This is a genomic window from Actinospica robiniae DSM 44927, assembly GCF_000504285.1.
Lineage (GTDB): Bacteria > Actinomycetota > Actinomycetes > Streptomycetales > Catenulisporaceae > Actinospica > Actinospica robiniae.
In genome coordinates this window covers 9,795,233-9,812,368 of record NZ_KI632511.1, presented here as the reverse complement: position 1 = coordinate 9,812,368, position 17,136 = coordinate 9,795,233, and the positions used below count along the sequence as shown (strand labels likewise).

The 17,136-nt window shown below is 69.9% G+C and carries 15 protein-coding genes and 1 pseudogene; 4 read left to right on the top strand and 12 right to left on the bottom strand.

What is annotated here, in order from left to right; translation table 11 throughout:
• Positions 1-1,098: 1,098 nt before the first annotated feature.
• A pseudogene (locus tag ACTRO_RS42015) lies at positions 1,099-2,235 on the bottom strand (IS110 family RNA-guided transposase); the annotation flags it as partial.
• Between the two features lie 99 nt (positions 2,236-2,334).
• On the opposite strand from ACTRO_RS42015, the gene ACTRO_RS42010 reads away from it, so the two are divergent.
• On the top strand, positions 2,335-3,663 hold the full coding sequence (locus ACTRO_RS42010; protein WP_051450066.1) for an IS256 family transposase: 1,329 nt from the start codon (positions 2,335-2,337) through the stop codon (positions 3,661-3,663).
• A 495-nt stretch (positions 3,664-4,158) separates the two neighbouring features.
• Here the strand turns inward: ACTRO_RS42010 and ACTRO_RS42005 are convergent, their stop codons facing one another.
• From ACTRO_RS42005 to ACTRO_RS41990, 4 genes are all read right to left on the bottom strand, one after another.
• Positions 4,159-4,686: a GNAT family N-acetyltransferase gene (locus tag ACTRO_RS42005; protein WP_051452221.1), complete on the bottom strand. Its 528-nt coding sequence runs from the start codon at positions 4,684-4,686 to the stop codon at positions 4,159-4,161.
• Positions 4,683-5,681: a dTDP-glucose 4,6-dehydratase gene (rfbB, locus tag ACTRO_RS42000; protein WP_034272136.1), complete on the bottom strand. Its 999-nt coding sequence runs from the start codon at positions 5,679-5,681 to the stop codon at positions 4,683-4,685. The genes ACTRO_RS42005 and rfbB overlap by 4 nt, the downstream gene beginning before the upstream one ends.
• 76 nt (positions 5,682-5,757) lie before the next feature.
• Positions 5,758-6,999: an epoxide hydrolase family protein gene (locus ACTRO_RS41995; protein WP_157436747.1), complete on the bottom strand. Its 1,242-nt coding sequence runs from the start codon at positions 6,997-6,999 to the stop codon at positions 5,758-5,760.
• Positions 6,996-7,439, bottom strand: a complete 444-nt coding sequence (locus ACTRO_RS41990; RefSeq protein ID WP_034272133.1) for a MarR family winged helix-turn-helix transcriptional regulator — start codon at positions 7,437-7,439, stop codon at positions 6,996-6,998. The genes ACTRO_RS41995 and ACTRO_RS41990 overlap by 4 nt, the downstream gene beginning before the upstream one ends.
• Positions 7,440-7,597: 158 nt before the next feature.
• Here ACTRO_RS41990 and ACTRO_RS41985 point away from each other — a divergent pair, with 158 nt between their 5' ends.
• Positions 7,598-8,683, top strand: coding sequence for a hypothetical protein (locus ACTRO_RS41985; RefSeq protein ID WP_051452220.1), 1,086 nt, complete (start codon positions 7,598-7,600; stop codon positions 8,681-8,683).
• Positions 8,684-8,757: 74 nt separating this feature from the next.
• Here the strand turns inward: ACTRO_RS41985 and ACTRO_RS41980 are convergent, their stop codons facing one another.
• Positions 8,758-9,336, bottom strand: coding sequence for a dihydrofolate reductase family protein (locus ACTRO_RS41980; RefSeq protein ID WP_034272130.1), 579 nt, complete (start codon positions 9,334-9,336; stop codon positions 8,758-8,760).
• 163 nt (positions 9,337-9,499) lie between these two features.
• Between ACTRO_RS41980 and ACTRO_RS41975 the strand changes: the two genes are divergently transcribed.
• Positions 9,500-10,519, top strand: a complete 1,020-nt coding sequence (locus ACTRO_RS41975; RefSeq protein ID WP_034272129.1) for an RNA polymerase subunit sigma-70 — start codon at positions 9,500-9,502, stop codon at positions 10,517-10,519.
• Here the strand turns inward: ACTRO_RS41975 and ACTRO_RS41970 are convergent.
• Both ACTRO_RS41970 and ACTRO_RS41965 read right to left on the bottom strand, forming a co-directional pair.
• Positions 10,493-11,230 carry an ABC transporter permease gene (locus ACTRO_RS41970; protein ID WP_245594643.1) on the bottom strand — a complete coding sequence of 246 codons (738 nt, stop codon included), beginning with the start codon at positions 11,228-11,230 and terminating at the stop codon, positions 10,493-10,495. The genes ACTRO_RS41975 and ACTRO_RS41970 overlap by 27 nt on opposite strands.
• A 55-nt stretch (positions 11,231-11,285) precedes the next feature.
• On the bottom strand, positions 11,286-12,200 hold the full coding sequence (locus tag ACTRO_RS41965) for an ABC transporter ATP-binding protein (RefSeq protein ID WP_034272122.1): 915 nt from the start codon (positions 12,198-12,200) through the stop codon (positions 11,286-11,288).
• A 76-nt stretch (positions 12,201-12,276) separates the two neighbouring features.
• Between ACTRO_RS41965 and ACTRO_RS41960 the strand changes: the two genes are divergently transcribed.
• Positions 12,277-12,834 carry a TetR/AcrR family transcriptional regulator gene (locus tag ACTRO_RS41960; protein WP_034272120.1) on the top strand — a complete coding sequence of 186 codons (558 nt, stop codon included), beginning with the start codon at positions 12,277-12,279 and terminating at the stop codon, positions 12,832-12,834.
• Positions 12,835-12,858: 24 nt separating this feature from the next.
• Here the strand turns inward: ACTRO_RS41960 and ACTRO_RS41955 are convergent, their stop codons facing one another.
• The 4 genes from ACTRO_RS41955 to ACTRO_RS41940 form a co-directional block, all read right to left on the bottom strand.
• The gene (locus ACTRO_RS41955; protein ID WP_034272118.1) at positions 12,859-13,560 is read right to left on the bottom strand and encodes a class I SAM-dependent methyltransferase; all 702 of its coding nucleotides are present in this window, start codon (positions 13,558-13,560) and stop codon (positions 12,859-12,861) included.
• Between the two features lie 78 nt (positions 13,561-13,638).
• On the bottom strand, positions 13,639-14,670 hold the full coding sequence (locus ACTRO_RS41950) for an LLM class flavin-dependent oxidoreductase (RefSeq protein WP_034272115.1): 1,032 nt from the start codon (positions 14,668-14,670) through the stop codon (positions 13,639-13,641).
• Positions 14,670-15,623: an ATP-grasp domain-containing protein gene (locus ACTRO_RS41945; RefSeq protein ID WP_034272112.1), complete on the bottom strand. Its 954-nt coding sequence runs from the start codon at positions 15,621-15,623 to the stop codon at positions 14,670-14,672. Before ACTRO_RS41945 ends, ACTRO_RS41950 begins: the two co-directional genes overlap by 1 nt.
• Complete coding sequence (locus ACTRO_RS41940; RefSeq protein ID WP_211244614.1) at positions 15,620-17,038, bottom strand: PLP-dependent cysteine synthase family protein; 1,419 nt, start codon at positions 17,036-17,038, stop codon at positions 15,620-15,622. The genes ACTRO_RS41945 and ACTRO_RS41940 overlap by 4 nt, the downstream gene beginning before the upstream one ends.
• Positions 17,039-17,136 lie beyond the last annotated feature (98 nt).

Here is a 17,136-nt window from a genome sequence, read left to right as displayed (position 1 = left end):
GTGACTTGGGCTAATGCTCGATTCTGCATGGCGCCGCTTGACCTCCCGGCAGAACCCTGATCGGGCTTCGCCTGCCCGACCGAGGAGAGAACACACCCCCTGAGGGTCCGGTGCGAGCTGCGCTCGAGCCGAGTCCCACCCCGCGGCCCGGCCGCGCCCGATCCGGAAGAATCCTGCACCGCCGTTCTGGGCTGCTCTTGCCTTCTCTACTCCTTCAACGCCGGGGAACGCGCCCGAGTGCCCGGAAATCTCCAGCATCTTCGCTTATCAGGTGAAGGCCGGATTCATGGCTTTTGTCAGTGGTGGCATCTAGCATGGAAGAGTACGAGGGTCGAGGCTTGTGACGGGAGGGTGGTGGACGGGGTGGCTGGGCAGATGGCGTCGGGGGTATGGCCGAAAGCGGTGCAGGATTTCCCCTCGGCGCGCGACCGGGCCCCCCGATCCTGCGCAGTACGTGGGCACCGGGTGGATCGGACCAGGGCGATGCAGAATCCTTCCGCATCGAACGCGGCTGGCGCTGCGGGATTCTCCCGCGAGGTCTGGGATCGAGGCGGAGCGCACCAGGGCGATGTGAGATTTCACATCACGCGCGACCGGAGCACCGACCCTTGGCGCGGATCGGGAATCGGGACGGTCGAATCACGGTGATGCAGAATCCTTCCGCACCGAGCACGGCCAAGCCACCCGGCTCGGCCCGAGCGCAGCTCGCACCACTCCCCCAGGGGGTGGGCTCTCTCCTCGGTCGGGCAGGCGAAGCCCGATCAGGGTTCTGCCGGGAGGTCAAGCGGCGCGATGCAAGATCCAGCATCAACCCAAGTCACCGCCGCTTGACCTCCCGGCAGGTCCCTGATTGCCTCCGGGGACCAACCGAGGAGAGAACACACCCCCGGCACCTGACCATCACGAACCCCAGCCCGTCCCCCACGCCAGCACCCACGCAAACCCGGCACTCTCTCCGAGGGAAGGGCCTGCCAGCGGCGACTTTCGATCTTGAAACCGCAGCTCGCCCCGCCAACGCAACGGGTGGGCGTGCCCCTATGTCTTCCGTCAAGTCTGGGCTGCTCGCTGTAACGGGCATGTGGGTGGGTGTTGCTCGGGTTATGTGGTGGCGGTGTGGGGCGTGTAGAGCGTGGCGTTGCGGAGCATGGCGTGGAGGACGTTGATGCGTCTGCGGGCGAGGCGGATGATTGCTTGGGTGTGGGTTTTGCCTGCGGCGCGGTGTTTGTCGTAGTAGGCGCGGGAGTCGGGGTCGGCCAGGGCGGCGAAGGCGGAGAGGAACATGGCGCGTTTGAGCTGCCGGTTTCCGCGTCTGGGTGCGTGTTCGCCGCGGATGGAGCTGCCGGAGGACTTGGTGACCGGGGCAAGTCCTGCGTAGGAGGCGAGGTGGTCGGCGGTGGGGAAGGTGGCGGCGTCGCCGACGGTGGTCAGGATGGTCGCGGCGGTCCTGATCCCGATGCCGGGCATCGAGGTCAGGAGCGGGGAAAGAGGGTGGGCCTCCAGCAGGGCACTGAGCTGTCCCTCGAGCGTGCGGCGTTGGGCGAGGATCTCGGTCAGCTGGCGGGCGAGGGAGGGGATGACGAGGGCTGCGGCCCGGGTGCCGGGCACCACGACCGTCTGTTCTGCGAGGGCCTCGGCGATCTCCTCGGCCAGGCGCTCGGCCAGGCGCGGGGCCAGGGGTTTCAGGAGTTTGACGATGCGTCGGGTGCCGGCCTCGGCGAGCAGTTCAGGGGAGCCGTACCGGGCGAGTAGCGCGAGGACGGCCTGGTGCTGGATGCGTGGGCCCAGGACGCGTTCGAGGGAGGGGTGGATCTGGGTGAGCAGGCCGCGCAGCCGATTGGAGGTGCGGGTCGACTCGCCCGCGAGGTCCTGGTCGAACCCGACGAGCATGGCCAGTTCCGCCTCGGTCTCATCGAGCACGGTCAGGGTGCGCAGCGCCCTGGGTGCGGTGCGGGCGACGTCGGCGATCACGGCGGCGTCGCGGGCGTCGGTCTTGGCCTCGCCCTCGTAGAGGTCCGCGGCGCGGCGCATGGCCAGGCCGGGCAGGTAGGCGACCTGGCAGCCGACGTCGCGGGCGACGCTCAGCGGCAGCGCGCCGATGTTCGCGGGCTGATCGACGATCACCAGGACGGTGGCGAACTTCGCGATCAGCTTCTCGAACAGGGCGCGCAGTTTCGGTTCGGTGTTCGGCAGGCGCTTGTCGTAGACGGTCTTGCCGGCCGGGGTCAGCCCGTGGGCGGAGCGTGTCTAATGGAGTGTGTAAGCGGGTGACCTGTTGAGCAGCAGGTGGTAGTGCCTGGCTGCTAGAAATGGTGACACGCTGTGAGTGGCAAGAAGATGGACCAGGTGCTGTCGGTGGAGGCCGAGGAGCATCTGGTGGAGGAGCTCGAGCAGGTCGAGGGTGCCCGTCGGGTCGCTGCGATCCTGGCTCCGGAGGCGATCGACTCTCTGCTGGCCGAGGCCGAGAAGGCCGGGGGCGGGGCGCAGGAGCTGCTGGCTGCGATCACCAAGGCGGTGCTCGAGCGGGCGCTGCAGGTGGAGATGGCGGATCACCTCGGCTACGAGAAGGGGGATCCGGCCGGGGTCGGCTCGCCCAACTCGCGCAACGGCTCCTACCCCAAGACCGTGGTCACCGCGTCCGGGCCGGTGCGCCTGCAGGTCCCGCGTGATCGGGCCGGCTCGTTCGAGCCGCGGATCGTGCCCAAGCGCACCAAGAGGCTCGGGCAGGTCGACGAGATGATCCTCTCGCTCTACGCCCGGGGGATGTCCACCCGCGACATCCGCGACCACCTCGCCGAGGTCTACGGCGCCGAGATCTCCCCCGCGCTGGTCTCCAACGTGACCGAGGTGGTGCGCGAGGAGATCGCCGAATGGCAGAACCGCGCGCTCGACGCGGTGTATCCGATCCTTTACATCGACGCGATCGTGGTGAAGGTCCGCGAGTCCGGCAGCGTCGTGAACAAGGCCGCGCACCTGGTGATCGGCGTGGACACCGACGGGTACAAGCAGGTGCTCGGCATCTGGATCGAGCAGAAGGAGGGCTCCCGGTTCTGGCTCAACGTCCTGACCTCCCTGCGCAACAGGGGCCTGAAAGACGCCCTCGTCGTGTGCTGCGACGGGCTGAGCGGGCTGCCCGAGGCGATCGGGCACGTATGGCCCGAGGCGATCGTGCAGACCTGCGTGGTCCACTTGATCCGCACCTCGATGCGGTATGTCGCCTACGCCGACCGCAAGAAGATCGCCGCCGCGCTGCGCCCGATCTACACCGCCGCGAACGCCTCGGCCGCCGAGGCCGCGCTCGAAGCGCTGCGCGGCACGTTCGCCCGCAGCGCACCCGGGGTGATCTCCGCATGGGAGCGGTCCTGGGAGACGTTCATACCGTTTCTCGACTTCCCCCTCGAGCTGCGACGGGTCATCTACACGACCAACGCCATCGAGTCGATGAACTTCCAGCTCCGCAAAATCAGCAAGACCCGCGGGCACTTTCCCGACGACGACGCCGCGATCAAACTGCTCTACCTCGGCATCCGCCGCATCGAGGGCCGCCACATCGACGGCGAGGGCCGCCACGTGCCGGCCGGACAGCTACGCGGCACCGGAACCTACGGCTGGAAGCGGGCCCTGAACGACTTCGCGATCCGCTTCCCCGGCAAACTCCCGGTCTGACCAGCAAAACCGTCACCGACGGCAACCGCCGACGGAGACCCGAAGAAGGAAGAACCGTCCCCAAACTTACACACTCCAATTGACAAGCCCCGTGGGCGTGGTGCTCGCCCTTGCCCACGTCCAGGCCGAGGAAGACCCCGATACCGCTGGTGTCGTACACGCTCGCCGCCTTCTACTTCGCATGGCCCTGGCCTCGACCATCGCACCGCAGCCGGCAACCACGTTACACAGGCCGCCCCGAGAAAACGCCCGGCGTTGCGCCGGGCACGGGATGCGGACCAGGCCCCTTATCAGCGGTCAGGCAGTGCTCCAAAACCCGGCGGCAACACGCCCAAGGCCATAGACACGGCAGGGTGGCAGAGCCATACCGGGCCCGGAGGCCAGGCGCCCCCATTGCGGGGACACGTAAAAGGTAACGGGTGGTCAGACAAACAGGGCGACGCGAAGCGGCCGCCCACACCACGACCCGACAAGCCAGCCGATCAACAACTCCCGTTAGCAGTCCCGGACGTGCAGGTGCTCGTCGTGGACGAGACCGTCGCCGAATTGCTTGTGCGCGGGGAGCAGGTGGTCGAGGCAGAAGCCGCTCTTCTCGGCGACGCGGCAGGACGCGACGTTCTCGACGGCGTGGGTCAGCAGGATGCGCCGCACCGACCGGTGCGTCGAGGCCCAGGCCGCCACAGCGTTGACGGCCTGGGTGGCGACGCCTTGGCCACGGGTCCAACGCGCCACCCGGTAGCCGATGTGGGCTTGGCCGGTGTTTGGTTCGAGGCCGTGCAGCGCGATGTTGCCGGCGTATCGGCCGCTGTCGCGGTGGATGATCGAGAACGTTGCGTGGCTGCCGTCGGACCAGTCTGCGCCCTCGACGCAGTCGCGGATCGCGCTCGCTTCGTCGGTGATCCGGCAGCGCGGGTTCCACAGCCTGACGTCGGGGTCGAGGCCGAGTTCGAGCACTTCACGGTGCTCGGCCACGTCCGGCGGTCGCAGCAGGAAGTCACCGGCCGCCAGGATCCCTCCCGTCACCGGCCGATCTGCGCGTACGCCTCTTCCGCCGCGTGCTTCGCCGTCGTCCACCACTCGCGGTGGTCGCTGTACCAGGCCACGGTCGCCTCGAGGCCCGCTTCGAGGTCGTGGTACCGCGGGCGCCAGCCCAGCTCGCTGCCGATCTTGCCGGGGTCGATCGCGTAGCGCACGTCGTGGCCGGGACGGTCCGAGACGAAGTCGAACCAGTCCTCCGGCTTGCCCATGACCCGCAGCAGCGTGCGCACGATGGTGAGGTTGTCGACCTCGCACTCCGCGCCGATCAGGTACGTGTCGCCGATGGTGCCCTTCTCGATGATCGCCTGCACCGCGCTGTTGTGATCGTCGACGTGGATCCAGTCGCGCACGTTGGTGCCCGCGCCATAGAGCTTCGGCCGGACGCCCTCGAGGATGTTCGTGATCTGCCGCGGAATGAACTTCTCCACGTGCTGGCGCGGACCGTAGTTGTTCGAGCAGTTCGAGATCGTCGCGCGGATCCCGAACGAGCGCGCCCAGGCCCGGACGAGGTGGTCGGCGCTCGCCTTCGTGGCCGAGTAGGGGCTCGACGGCCGGTAGCGGGTCTGCTCGGTGAACCGGGCCGGGTCGCCGAGCGCGAGGTCCCCGAACACCTCGTCGGTGGAGATGTGGTGCAGGCGCACGTCGTACCGGCGCACGGCCTCGAGCACGTTCCAGGTCCCGATCACGTTCGACTGGAGGAACGGCGTCGGGTCGTTCAGGGAGTTGTCGTTGTGGCTCTCCGCGGCGAAGTTGACCACGACGTCGGCCTCGGCGACGAGGCGCTCGGTCACCTCCCGGTCGGCGGTCGAGCCCTCGACGAACTCGATCCGGTCGGCGACGGGGTCGAGGCTGGCGCGGTTGGCCGCGTAGCTCAGCGAGTCCAGGACGGTGACGCTCGTCCCCTCGGGCTGCTCGGCGAGCAGCTGCAGCACGTAGTTGGAGCCGATGAACCCGGCTCCACCGGTGACCAGGACCCGCATAGCTGTACTCCCTCGAGCCTCAAGGTGATCGTGGCGGGACGATTCTCGCACGTCCGCGCGTCCCGTTCCGCCTCTGTCAGCTTCTTCCGCGGAAGGTGCGGCGCAGGTCCTCGACCCACTCCCCCGGGATCTCCCAGGGGATGAAGTGCCCGCCGTGCTCGTGGACGGTGAGGTTGACGTGGTTGTACCAGCCGCCGCGCTCGCTGTCCGCGAAGTGCCGCACCCGTTGGTCGGTGGCTACGCCCGGCGGATTCTCGTAGGCGACGAAGGTGATGCCGGTCGGGGCTTCGATCACGGGGTTCCGGTCGTGCGACGGCGTCCACGGGTAGCGGTTGTTGTTGGCGTAGGTGCGGATCGAGGTCGCGATCGAGTCGGTGGCCCAGTAGATGGTGGCGTGGGTCAACAGCTCGTCTTTGGTGAAGACGGTCTCGATGTCGCCGTGGTTGTCGCTCCAGTTGATCCAGCGCTCGAGCAGCCAGGCGAGCATGCCGACGGGCGAGTCGGCCAGGCCGAAGGCGAGCGTGTCCGGGGCCAGGACGTGCGCGGCCAGGTGGACGGCGAAGCGCCGGTCCAGCTCGAGCACCCGGGCGTGGACGTCCGCCGGCAGGCCCTCGGGGATCGGGTGGCCGCCGCTCAGGTCCCAGCCGCGGTCGCCGGTGAACATGTCCAGCTTCTGGCCGGAGCCGATGTGGATGCCGTAGAGCTCGTCGGCGTACTTGTGGCCGAGCTGCCCGGTGACGAGGGCGCCCACATCGCAGCCGGCGGCGGCGTACCTGGGGTGGCCGAGCACGTCGGTCATCAGTGCGTGCCAGAGGTCCGCGATCTTCCAGAAGTTCAGGTCGGGCCGTTCGGCGAGCGGGGTGGAGAAGCCGAAGCCCGGCAGGCTGGGGACGATCACGTCGAAGGCGTCCGCCGGGTCGCCGCCGTGCGCTCCGGGGTCCGCCAAGGGCTCGGCGACCTTCGCCCAGTGCCAGAACGTCCACGGCCAGCCGTGGCTGAGGATCAGCGGCTTCGGCGCGGGCCCGACGCCGGGCCGGCGCATGTAGTGCACCGGCACGCCGTCGATCTGCACGTGGTAGTGCTCGAATACGTTGATCGCGGCCTCGGCTGCGCGCCAGTCGAACGCGTCGCGCCAGTACTCTGCCAGCTCCCGCAGATACGCGCCGCGCAGTCCGTAGCGGCCGTCACTGTTCTCTGATACCTGCGGCCAGCGCGTGAGGGCAAGGCGCTGACGCAGATCCTCGAGGGTCGCGTCGGGGACGTGGATGCGGGTCCGGGTCGGGGTCGGGGTCGGGGATGGAGTTCGCAGGCCGGTCATGGTCGTCCTTCGCTGAGTCGCGCGAGCGCGGCGAGGTGTTCGAGGACGGGCAGCGCGGCCGCGAGCGCGGCCCGCTCGGCCGGGTCGAGCCGGTCGAGCAGCGGGGTGAGCCGGCCGACCCGGTCCTCGCGCCGCGCCGTCACGATCGCGCGGCCCGCAGGGGTCAGCCGCACCAGGACCGCGCGGCCGTCCCGCGGATCCGGGTGACGTTCGACCAGGCCCTCGGCCTCGAGCTTGGTGACCATCTGCGTGATGGCCGGCTGGGAGACCTGCTCGGTCGCGGTCAGCTCGCCGAGGCGCAGCGCGCCGCGTTCGGCGAGGGTGTGCAGCACGGACAGCGTAGTGAAGCTCAGCTTTCGCACGGCCGGCAGGCGGATGTAGAAGCCGTTGAAGCGTTCGACCGCCGCCGCCACGGCACCGGCGTCCAGATCGTCGGGCACGGGGGGACTCTATCACGAACTTATGTAAGTTTCTTATACACCGTGGCGGGAGGAAAATCTTCCCGGGACCTCTTCCGGATCGCAGCCCCCTTCATCACTATACGAATACGGCCGGGTGGTGCTGCCACCCGGCGGGTGAAGAACCGAGAGGAACCCACGTGTACCCACGTCATATCAGGAAGCTGGCGTTCACCGCGATCGCGGCGATCGCCCTCGCCGGCGCCACCCTGCTGCCGGCGGCCAGCGCTTCGGCCGCGACGAACCCGGCGGCCGCCGCCGCCGCGAAGGCGGGCTGGCAGGCCGCCATCTCGAAGGTGCCGGAGCAGGGCTCCGGCTGCTACCAGGCCTCGTACCCGTCGCTGTCCTGGCACGCGGTCGCGTGCGTGGCCGCGCCGAACGTCCCGCTGGTGCCGAGGCTCGCCCAGGCCTCGAACCCGGCCGCGCACGCCGCGCACGCCACGCCGCTGACCGTCGGCGACGGCACCGACTACTCGGCCGTCGTCTCCGGAAAGATCTCCAAGGCGGTCGGCACCTTCGCGAACGTCAGCTCGAACATCTCCGAGAAGGGGGCCGTCAACGGCTCCGGATCGCAGGTGGCGAACTCGTTCTCGCTCCAGCTCAACAGCCAGTTCTTCTCCGGCAGCTCCGCCTGCGCGAAGGCCTCGGTGCCGGCCAACTGCCTGGCCTGGCAGCAGTTCGTCTACACCTTCAACGGCGGCAGCACCGGCGACCTCTTCATGCAGTACTGGCTGATCGACTATGAGGCCACCTGCCCCTCGGGCTGGTACTCGTACTCAGGGGACTGCTACACTAACAGCTCGGCCACCACGGTCAAGGCGATCACCGCGGCGCAGCTGGCCACGGTCAAGCTCACCGCCACCGCCGCCTCCGGCGGGAACGACGCGGTGTCGGTCTCGGTCGGCTCGGGCACGGCGTCCACGGTCACCGGCAAGGACACCAAGGTCGGCCTCGCCGGCTTCTGGAACACCGCCGAGTGGGGCGTTTACGGAGACGGCGGCGGCAGTGCGGCCAACTTCGGCACCAACAACACCCTGGAAGCGGTGACGGCGCTCACATCCACCAGCTCCGGCGCGCCCAGCTGCGTCGAAGAGGGCTTCACCGGCGAGACCAACAACCTCAAGCTCACCGCCACCCCGGCGCTGGGCAGTCAGTCCTCCCCCACCATGGCCACTGAGCAGACGAACGGCACCAGCTCGACCCCGAGCTGCGCCGTCATCTCGTAAGACAGGCTGCTGAATCGGGCACGGCCCTGGCAGCGGATCATGGCGCTGCCAGGGCCGTACCCGGCCGTTGCGGGTCAGTTCTCCCGGACCGGCCGGTAGGTGAGCGAGGTGAGAGAGTCGCCCACCGTCTGGGACGCGGCGAGGCGCATCGGCTTGCTGCTCCAGGATTCGGGGAACAGTCGCTCACCCGCGCCGACGACGACCGGGAAGACGTAGAGACGCAGCTCATCGACCAAATCGTGTTCGAACAGCGCATGCACGAGCTGGATGCTGCCGTAGACGACGATGTCCCCGTCCACGGCCTTCGCCAGCTTCGCGACCTCCTGTACCGGGTCGCCGCTGAGCACGACGCCGTTGCCCCACGCCGGCTTCTCCACCGTCGCGGACACGACATACTTCGGCAGAGCACTGAGCCGGTCCGCCCACGCGCCGGTGCGCTCGGACCAGCGCGTGGCGAACCACGTGTCGCTGCGCCGGCCGAGCAGCAGCGCCTGCGCGGCGAGCGCCTCCGCGAGCTGGACCTTCTGCCATTCCACGAGATCCTTGCCACCGGACCGGCCGAACCAGCCGCCGAAGCTGTAACCCTCCTCGCCGTCGGGGTCCTGGACCACCCCGTCGAGCGAGACGTTGCTGCTGACCACGATCTTCCCCATCACGTTCTCCCTGTTCCTCTGCTTTCGTGGACGTTCACCGGTACAGGCGCCGGGCGTGCTGAAAACTGGGCGCGCGCAGACCGCCCAGTTCGCCGGTGGGCCGGCGTCTGCACAAGGTGAAGCGGACCGAGGACTGACGGAGCAGGAAGCAGGTGGTGCGATCGTGGTGTCGGCAGAGCTGATCTCGCGTGCGCGGGCCGGAGACGGCGAAGCGTTCAAGGAACTCACGCAGCCGCATGTCAGAGAACTGCAGGTGCACTGCTATCGGATGCTCGGGTCGCTTCAAGACGCCGAGGACGCCCTGCAGGACACGCTGCTCTCCGCCTGGCAGGGACTGCGCGCGTTCGAAGGACGCGCCTCGCTGCGCACCTGGCTCTACCGCATCGCCACCAACCGCTGCCTCGACGCCCGGCGCACGATCAGCCGGCGACCGGCCAAGGCGTGGGACGTGCCGGGCCTGCAGCCGCCCGAGCCGACCCGCCTCGGCGAGGTCGTGTGGCTCGAGCCCTTCCCCGATGCCCTCATCGACGGCCTCTTCGGCGGCCCGGACCTGCCGCCGGGACCGGAGGCCCGGTACGAGCAGAGCGAATCTGTCTCGCTGGCGTTCGTCACGGCCCTCCAGCTTCTGCCGCCGCTCCAGCTCGCCGTGCTGATCCTGCGCGACGTGCTCGGCTTCCACGCCGCAGAGGCGGCCGACATGCTGGACACGACACTCGACTCGGTGAACAGCGCCCTGAAACGCGCGCGGGCCGGCCTGCAGCAGCGGGCGACTTCGAGCCCTGATCACCGGCCGCCGCCGGCCGGCGGGTCGGCGGGCGAGGACGCCCTGGTGGCCAAGTTCGCCCGCGCCTGGGAATCGGCCGACATCGACGCGTTGGTGGAGCTGCTGACCGACGACGTCTTCACCTCGATGCCGCCGATGCCGCTGGAGTACGAGGGTCGCGACGTCGTCGCCGGGTTCTACGCCACCCTTCTCAGCTCCGGGCGCCGCTTCGACCTCGTGCCGACGCGCGCCAACGGCCAGCCGGCGTTCGGCGCCTACGTGCGCACTCCGGGCGGAGTCAGCCACGCGACCGGGCTCTACGTGCTGACGCTGGCCGGCGACCGCATCAGCGCACTGGTCCGTTTTGAGAACAGTGTGCTGCCCTGGTTCGGACTACCTCGATCGCTCCCGAGCCGGTGATCGTCGCGGGCGGACGCCGGCCGCCGCCACCATGAAGGCCAGGGCACTGATTCCGATCAGGACGGCCAGGGTACGGCCGAAGGTCGCCGCGTCGCCCTCCACGGCGGCCTGGAAGCCGCGCAGGGCCCAGTATCCGGGCGTCCACGGCGCCACCTGCGCGACCCAGTGCGGCAGGATCGGCAGCGGCACGAGGCTTCCGCTCAGGCAGGTGACGGCGAGCGCGCCGATGTCGGCCGCCGCCGAGAGCTGGCCCTGGCTGCGCACCCACGCCCCGACGGCGAGGCCGAGCCCGGTCACGCACACGCTCCAGGCCGCGACCACGAGTGCCAGCCGCCACGACCCGGCGGCGAGGTCGAAGCCGTACACGGCGTCGGCGAAGGCGAACAGCGCCGCCTGCTGCAGCGCGAACAGCGCCGTGAGCGGGATCGCCTTGCCGGCCAAGACGGTCAACGGCCCGACCGACCCGGCGCGCAGCCGGTCCCAGGTGTGCCACGTGCGTTCGGACAGCAGGCTCTGGCCGGCGACGTCGAGGGCGAGCAGGGTGAACATCACTGCCGTCCCGGGAGCCTCCTGGTCGATCGGCGGGCCGCCGAACGTTCCGAGCCGCTCGTAGACCGGCCGCAGCACGGTCAGCAGGACCATGGCCATGACCGTGTAGGCCAGGACAGTCCCCGGATCCCGGGCCAGCAGGATCGCGGTGTGCCGAGCCACGACAGAGGCCTGACGCGGCGCGCGACCGCGCGGCGCAAGCGAAACAGCGGGAGTCTCAGTGGACATATTCGGCCTCGGCGCTCTCGCGGGTCAGGTGGCGGTAGAGGTCATCGAGGTCTGGTTCGTGGATCTCGACCCGTTCGACGTCCGCGGCCCGCGACCCGAGCGAGGCGAGGATCTGGGCCAGCGTCTGGGCGGGGCCCGGGGTGATGAAGCTCAGGGCACCGTCCTTGGCCCTGTCCGCCTGCGCCGCGAGCGCGTCGGGCGCGCCGGCCGAGAAGCCGAGCACCAGTCGGCTCGGCAGGCCCGCGAGCAGCTGCGCCCGGCCGCCGCGTGCGATGACGCGCCCGGCCTGCGCGACGGCCACGGTGGCGTCCAGCTCGTCGAGTTCCGGCAGATAGTGGGTGGTGTAGCAGACTGCTGCGCCCTGATCGGCACGGTCACGCACCACGGCGAGCAGCGCTTGGCGGGTGACCGGGTCGGCGCCGACGGTCGGTTCGTCGAGCAGGAGCACCGGCGGCCGGTGCAGGAGCGCGGTCGCAGCCTGGGCACGCCGCTGCTGACCGCCGGAGAGCGTGGCCACGGTCCGGTCGAGCTGCTCGGTGAGCATCAGCGCCTCGCTGATCTCGCCGATCTCCCGCCGCAGCGTCCGCCCCCGTATGCCGGCGAGTCCGCCGTAGAAGCGCAGGTTCTCGCGCAGCGTGGCGGTCGGGTACAGCGCTATCTCCTGCGGGGCGAGCCCCACCAGCGACCGTGCCGCGGCAGGCCGAGCGTGCGGATCGACGCCGCCGAGGAGTACGCGTCCCGCGTCGGGCCGTTCGAGACCGGCGCAGATGCGGGCGAAGGTCGTCTTGCCGGCGCCGTTGTGCCCGAGCAGGCCGCACACCTCGCCGGCCTCGATCCGCAGGTCGAAGCCGGCCAGCGCGGGTCCGGACCGCCAGCGTTTGCGCAGGCCACAGGCCTCGAGCATGGCTACCTCCCAGTAACTATACGTCGTATATATACAATGTATCCTAATGTCGTCGACCGTCCACAGGAGCAAGCCCGTGAGACCCGCCCGGATCAGCCGCACCCAGGTGCTCGACGCCACCCTCGACCTAGCCGCCGAATCCGGCCTGGCCGCCGTGACCATGCGCGCCGTGGCCGCGCGGCTGGAGGTGACGCCGATGGCGCTCTACCGGCACGTCGGCGACAAGCAAGGCCTGCTCGACGGCCTGGTGGAACGGCTGATGGCGGAGATCGCGGTGCCCGAAGCGGATCAGAGCACGGATTGGCGCACGGCGCTGCGCGCGATGGCCGAGAACGTCAGGGCCATCGCGCGCCGCTATCCGGATCTGTTCATGCTGCTGTTCCAGCGTCGCGCCGTCACCGAGGGCGCCCAGGGCCCGCGGCAGGCGGTCTTCCGCGCGCTGCGCTCGGCGGGCGTGCCGGAGCACGAGCTCGACAGCCTGGAGCGGATGCTCTCCACACTGGTCTACGGCTTCGCCGCCTCCGAGGCGGGCGGCCGGTTCGCCGGGCTGAACATCGAGGCGGAGTTCGCCTACGGCGCCGCGCGCATCGAGCAGCTCATCGAGGCGGCGGCCCGGGGAGACTCAGAGGCCTGACCGGACGCGGACGCCGTCGCTCCGCTACACGGCCTCGAGGACGAAGAACAGGAAGCAGAGGAAGGCGGCCCCTTCCGGCCGATGGCCGAGATCCTCGGGGAACAGCTCCCAGGCGCCCGGCGCGGGCGGCGGCTCGCTGATGACAGAGATCCGGAAACCGGCCGCGGTGAAGGCGTCCGTCATCGCCTGCAGCGGGCGGTGCCAGAAGCTCATCTGAGCCGTGTGCCCGCCGATCGTCCACTCCTCGGAGCGCCTGCTGATCGCGAAATAGTCGAACTCCGAGTTGAACAGCTTCTGCACGACCGGATGGTCGACTGCCACGATCAGCCGGCCACCGGGCTTGAGCACTCGCCGAAGTTCCGCGAGCGGCTCCGTCCAATCCTCCAGGTAGTGCAGCACCAGACACGCGACGACGTCGTCGAACGAGCCTTCCGGGAAGGGCAGCGGGCCGGCCACGTCGGCCAGCTGCAGATCCGCATCCTCCCCGAGCCGCTTCCGAGCCAATTCGAGCATCTTGGCGCTCGAGTCGATCCCGGTCACGATGGCGCCGCGCTCCTGCAGCGCCGCGTGCAGTGGACCCGCCCCGCACCCGGCGTCCAGGATCCGCCGCCCCGCCACGTCCCCGGCCAGATTCAGCATCGCCGGCCGGGCGTAGTAGGCGTTGACGAGGTTGGACTCGGTCTCGGCGGCGTACGCCTCGGCAAAGCTGTCGTAGTCGTTCACCATGCGGCACAGCCTGGCACGTCTGGCCGCTCCAGGGGTGGGCTCGGCGACGCGGCCTGACGCGACGTCCCCCTCTCGGGTCTAGCTCCCCGCCGCCCGCCAAGGCGCTATGACCTGCCTCCCGAACCGCTCCATCTCCTCGTGCTGCGGCGAGAACTGGAGCAGCAAGAGGTCCACGCCCGCGCTCTCGTAGGCGCGGATGCGCTCGATGATCTGCTCGGGCGTGCCCACGAGCCCGGCACGCAGGCCCCGGTTCGAAACGCTGTATTCCTCGAGCGAGACGTGGGATTCGAGCTGCGAGCCCTCGACGAAGTCGCGATAAGAGGCGTACGCCTCGGTCGAGGAGCGCACGTCCAGGATCCGCTCCAGCTCGGCCTGCGCCTCGTCCTCGCTGTCACGGCAGATCACGTATCCGGCCATGCCGAATTGCAGCGGCGGCTTGCCCGCCTCGTGCCGCAGCTCGCGCATGCCGTCGATCTTCTGCGCGATGACTTCGGGCGCGTCGCCGTGCATGACGTACGAGTCGCCGAGGGCGGTGATGACCTCCTTCGCACGGGGGGACTCTCCGCCCATGTACACCGTGGGCACGCGCGCGGGCTTCGGCTCGACTTCGGTACCCGCGAGCCGGTAGAGCGGGCCGTCGTGAGTCACCGACGGCTCGCTGAGCAGGCGGTCGAGCAGGCCGAGCCATTCCTCGGTGCGGGCGTACCGGGCGTCGTGGACGTCGAAGGGGGCGCCGAACTGGTCGGCTTCGTCCTTCCACCAGGACGAGACGACGTTGAGCGAGACGCGGCCGGGCGCGATGGTCTCGAGCGTGGACAGGGCCTTCGCGGTCGCGGCGGGGTGGTGGTAGTTCGGGCGCACGGCCAGCATCAGTTCGAGGGTGTCGGTCACCGCGGCGACGGCCGGGGCGAGGGTCCAGCAGTCGAGCGACGGGGCTCGGTGGCCCTTGATGTCGTTGAGGTTCAGCTCAGCGATCAGGGTCAGGTCGAAGCCGTGCCGCTCGCTGTGCACCGCGAGGTCGCGGATGTAGGGCCAGGCGATGCTCATGCCCTCGTCGGGCACGTTGCGCAGCCAGCCGCCGAAGACCGGCATCCAGTATCCGAAGCGCATCAGCGTCCTTCCCGGACGTGCGCGCTGGCCAGGGCGGCCTCGACGTCCAGCAGTGAGGTGAGGTACCGGGCGATCTGCCGAGGCGCCGAGCGTGGAGCTGCGGCGTCGACCTCGGGATTGTAGTTCGTGTTGGTATTCACGTCGTACGTCAGGATCCTGCCGTCGTCGGCCTCGATGAACTCGAAGCCTGCGATCTCGATGCCGTACTCCGCCGCGAACGCGAGGTAGCGTTCGATGATCGGGTGCTCGAATCCCTTGCGCAGCGCGAAGATGCTCTCCGTCGGGACCGCGCACGCGTCGGCCGGGCAGAGTTCGAATCCGCCGCGGGCGGTGTCCGCGGTCAGGGCGTAGAGGAACTCGCCGCCGACGATCTCCACCCGGGTGATGAAGGGCTCTGCGGCGCGGATGTACTCCTGCACCAGGCTCACCCCGTCGACCGGCGGCTCCCACGCGGGCCCGTCGAGGTGCTCGGCGAGTTCACGCACGGAGTCGAATCTCCGCACGCCCAGTCCCTTGCCGCCCTGGTTGGGCTTGACGATGAACGGCGCACCGATCCTGCCCGCGGCGTCGAGGATTCCGCGTGCCCGCTCGCCCGGGCCGGCGCCGACGACGGCGATGGTCCGCGGGACGGCGATCCCGGCCCGGCGCAGCGCGGTCAGCTGCTCGGCCTTGCTCATCTCCAACTCGAGCACGCGGCGGCCGTTGACCACGCGCCGTCCGTGCGCCTCGAGCCAACACAGGACGGCCCGCGTGTGGTCCTTGGCCCAGGGGTGACCCCGGGTATAAGAGGACGCACTCATGCGGGACCAGAACACGCCCTGCGGCGGCTCGGCGTCCAGATCGAGGCTTCCCTCTCCCAGCAGCCATTCCTCGTGCGCGACGCCCTCGGCGTCGAAGGCTGCTGCGAACGGCGGATACCAGTCAGGGTTCTCATGCAGGACGTGGAGCTTCACCGCACCTCCTCGATGCCGGGCACGGCCGCGGCCACGGCCAGATGGGAACGGGCCAGGTCGGAGCGCGCGACGACGGCTGCGATGCGCCCGTCGTGCAGCACCGGGATCCACCGCTGGTCCGGATCGAGACGCGCGTCGGCTTCCGCGATGGCCTCGCCGGACCCGGCGGTGCTCGGGAGGGGCCGCAGGTACGGCCCGAGCGGCTCGTCGTCCGGCAGTGCGCGCAACTCCGCGAGCGGCAGCACTCCGGCCACGTCGGGCACCGCCCACGTCTCGTCGCCGCCGGTGCGGTTCAGCACCACGAGAGCGAGGCCGTCTTCGAGCCCTGAGCCACGGGAGGCGACGACGGCCAGCGCCTCGATGGCCGTCGCGGGCAACGCAATCGCGAGCGGCGCGCCGGCGGCCGCGGCCAGGTCGCCGAGGACGGGTGTGTCCGGGGCGCCGTCCTGGAAGCCCATGGCGAGCAGCCACTCGTCGTTGAAGTACCGCGAGAGGTACCCGCGCCCGGAGTCCGGCGCGATCACGACCACGAGATCGCTCGGCGCGGCGTCGCGGGCGACCCGCAGGGCGGCGGCCACGGCCGTGCCGGACGAGCCGCCGACGAGCAGCCCTTCCTCGCGGGCGAGCCGGTGCACCGTCGTGATCGACTCGCGGTCACCGATCCGCTCGACCCGGTCGACCAGCGCTTCGTCGTAGGAGAGCGGCCAGACGTCGCGCGCGGTCTCCGGGTGCAGGTAGTGCCCGACGGCCTCGACCGCGTACGGGCTCCCGTCGCCCCCGCCGTAGACCGAGCTGTGCGGGTCGGCGCCGATCACCCGGACAGAGCCGGCACTGGCCTGCTTCAGGTACCTCGCCGTCCCGGTGATCGTCCCGCCGGTGCCGATGCCCGCGACGAAGTGGGTGACCCGGCCCTGCGTCTGCTCCCAGATCTCCGGGCCGGTCGCCTCGACGTGCGCCTGCGGGTTCGCCGGGTTGTCGTACTGGTCGGCCAGCCAGCCGCCGGGAGTGCGCATGCTGATGGTCTGGGCGAGGTTGCGCACGTGCTCCGGGTGTTCGGCCGGCAGCGCCGCGGGGGTCAGCACGACGCGGGCGCCGTACGCGCGCAGCACGGCGATCTTGTCCGGACTCGTCTTGTCCGGCAGCACCGCAATGCACTGATAGCCGCGCCGAGCCGCCACGATGGCCAGCCCGATGCCGGTGTTCCCGGACGTGCTCTCCACGATCGTGCCGCCGGGACGCAGCCCGCCGGACTTCTCGGCCGCGAGCACCATCGCCAGCGCGGCACGGTCCTTCACGCTCATCCCGGGGTTGAGGAACTCGGCCTTCAGATACACGGGGGCGGGCAGTCCGGCTCCGACCCGGCCGAGCCGGATCAACGGGGTGCCGCCGATGACATCGAGGACAGATTCGTGCACGTGTTGTTCCACCTCTGCGAAAGACATCGGATGGCGTCGCGGACGCGGTCAGAGCGCCGCGCGACACGAGCAGGACCACACCCGGCAGAGGTCGATGT

Coding starts and splice junctions, on each gene's coding strand:
- ACTRO_RS42010 (WP_051450066.1), top strand. CDS start 2,335: ATGGACCAGGTGCTGTCGGTGGAGGCCGAGGAGCATCTGGTGGAGGAG.
- ACTRO_RS41980 (WP_034272130.1), bottom strand. CDS start 9,336: ATGGGGAAGATCGTGGTCAGCAGCAACGTCTCGCTCGACGGGGTGGTC.
- rfbB (WP_034272136.1), bottom strand. CDS start 5,681: ATGCGGGTCCTGGTCACCGGTGGAGCCGGGTTCATCGGCTCCAACTAC.
- ACTRO_RS41965 (WP_034272122.1), bottom strand. CDS start 12,200: ATGCTCGAGGCCTGTGGCCTGCGCAAACGCTGGCGGTCCGGACCCGCG.
- ACTRO_RS41995 (WP_157436747.1), bottom strand. CDS start 6,999: ATGACCGGCCTGCGAACTCCATCCCCGACCCCGACCCCGACCCGGACC.
- ACTRO_RS41950 (WP_034272115.1), bottom strand. CDS start 14,670: ATGCGCTTCGGATACTGGATGCCGGTCTTCGGCGGCTGGCTGCGCAAC.
- ACTRO_RS41955 (WP_034272118.1), bottom strand. CDS start 13,560: ATGGTGAACGACTACGACAGCTTTGCCGAGGCGTACGCCGCCGAGACC.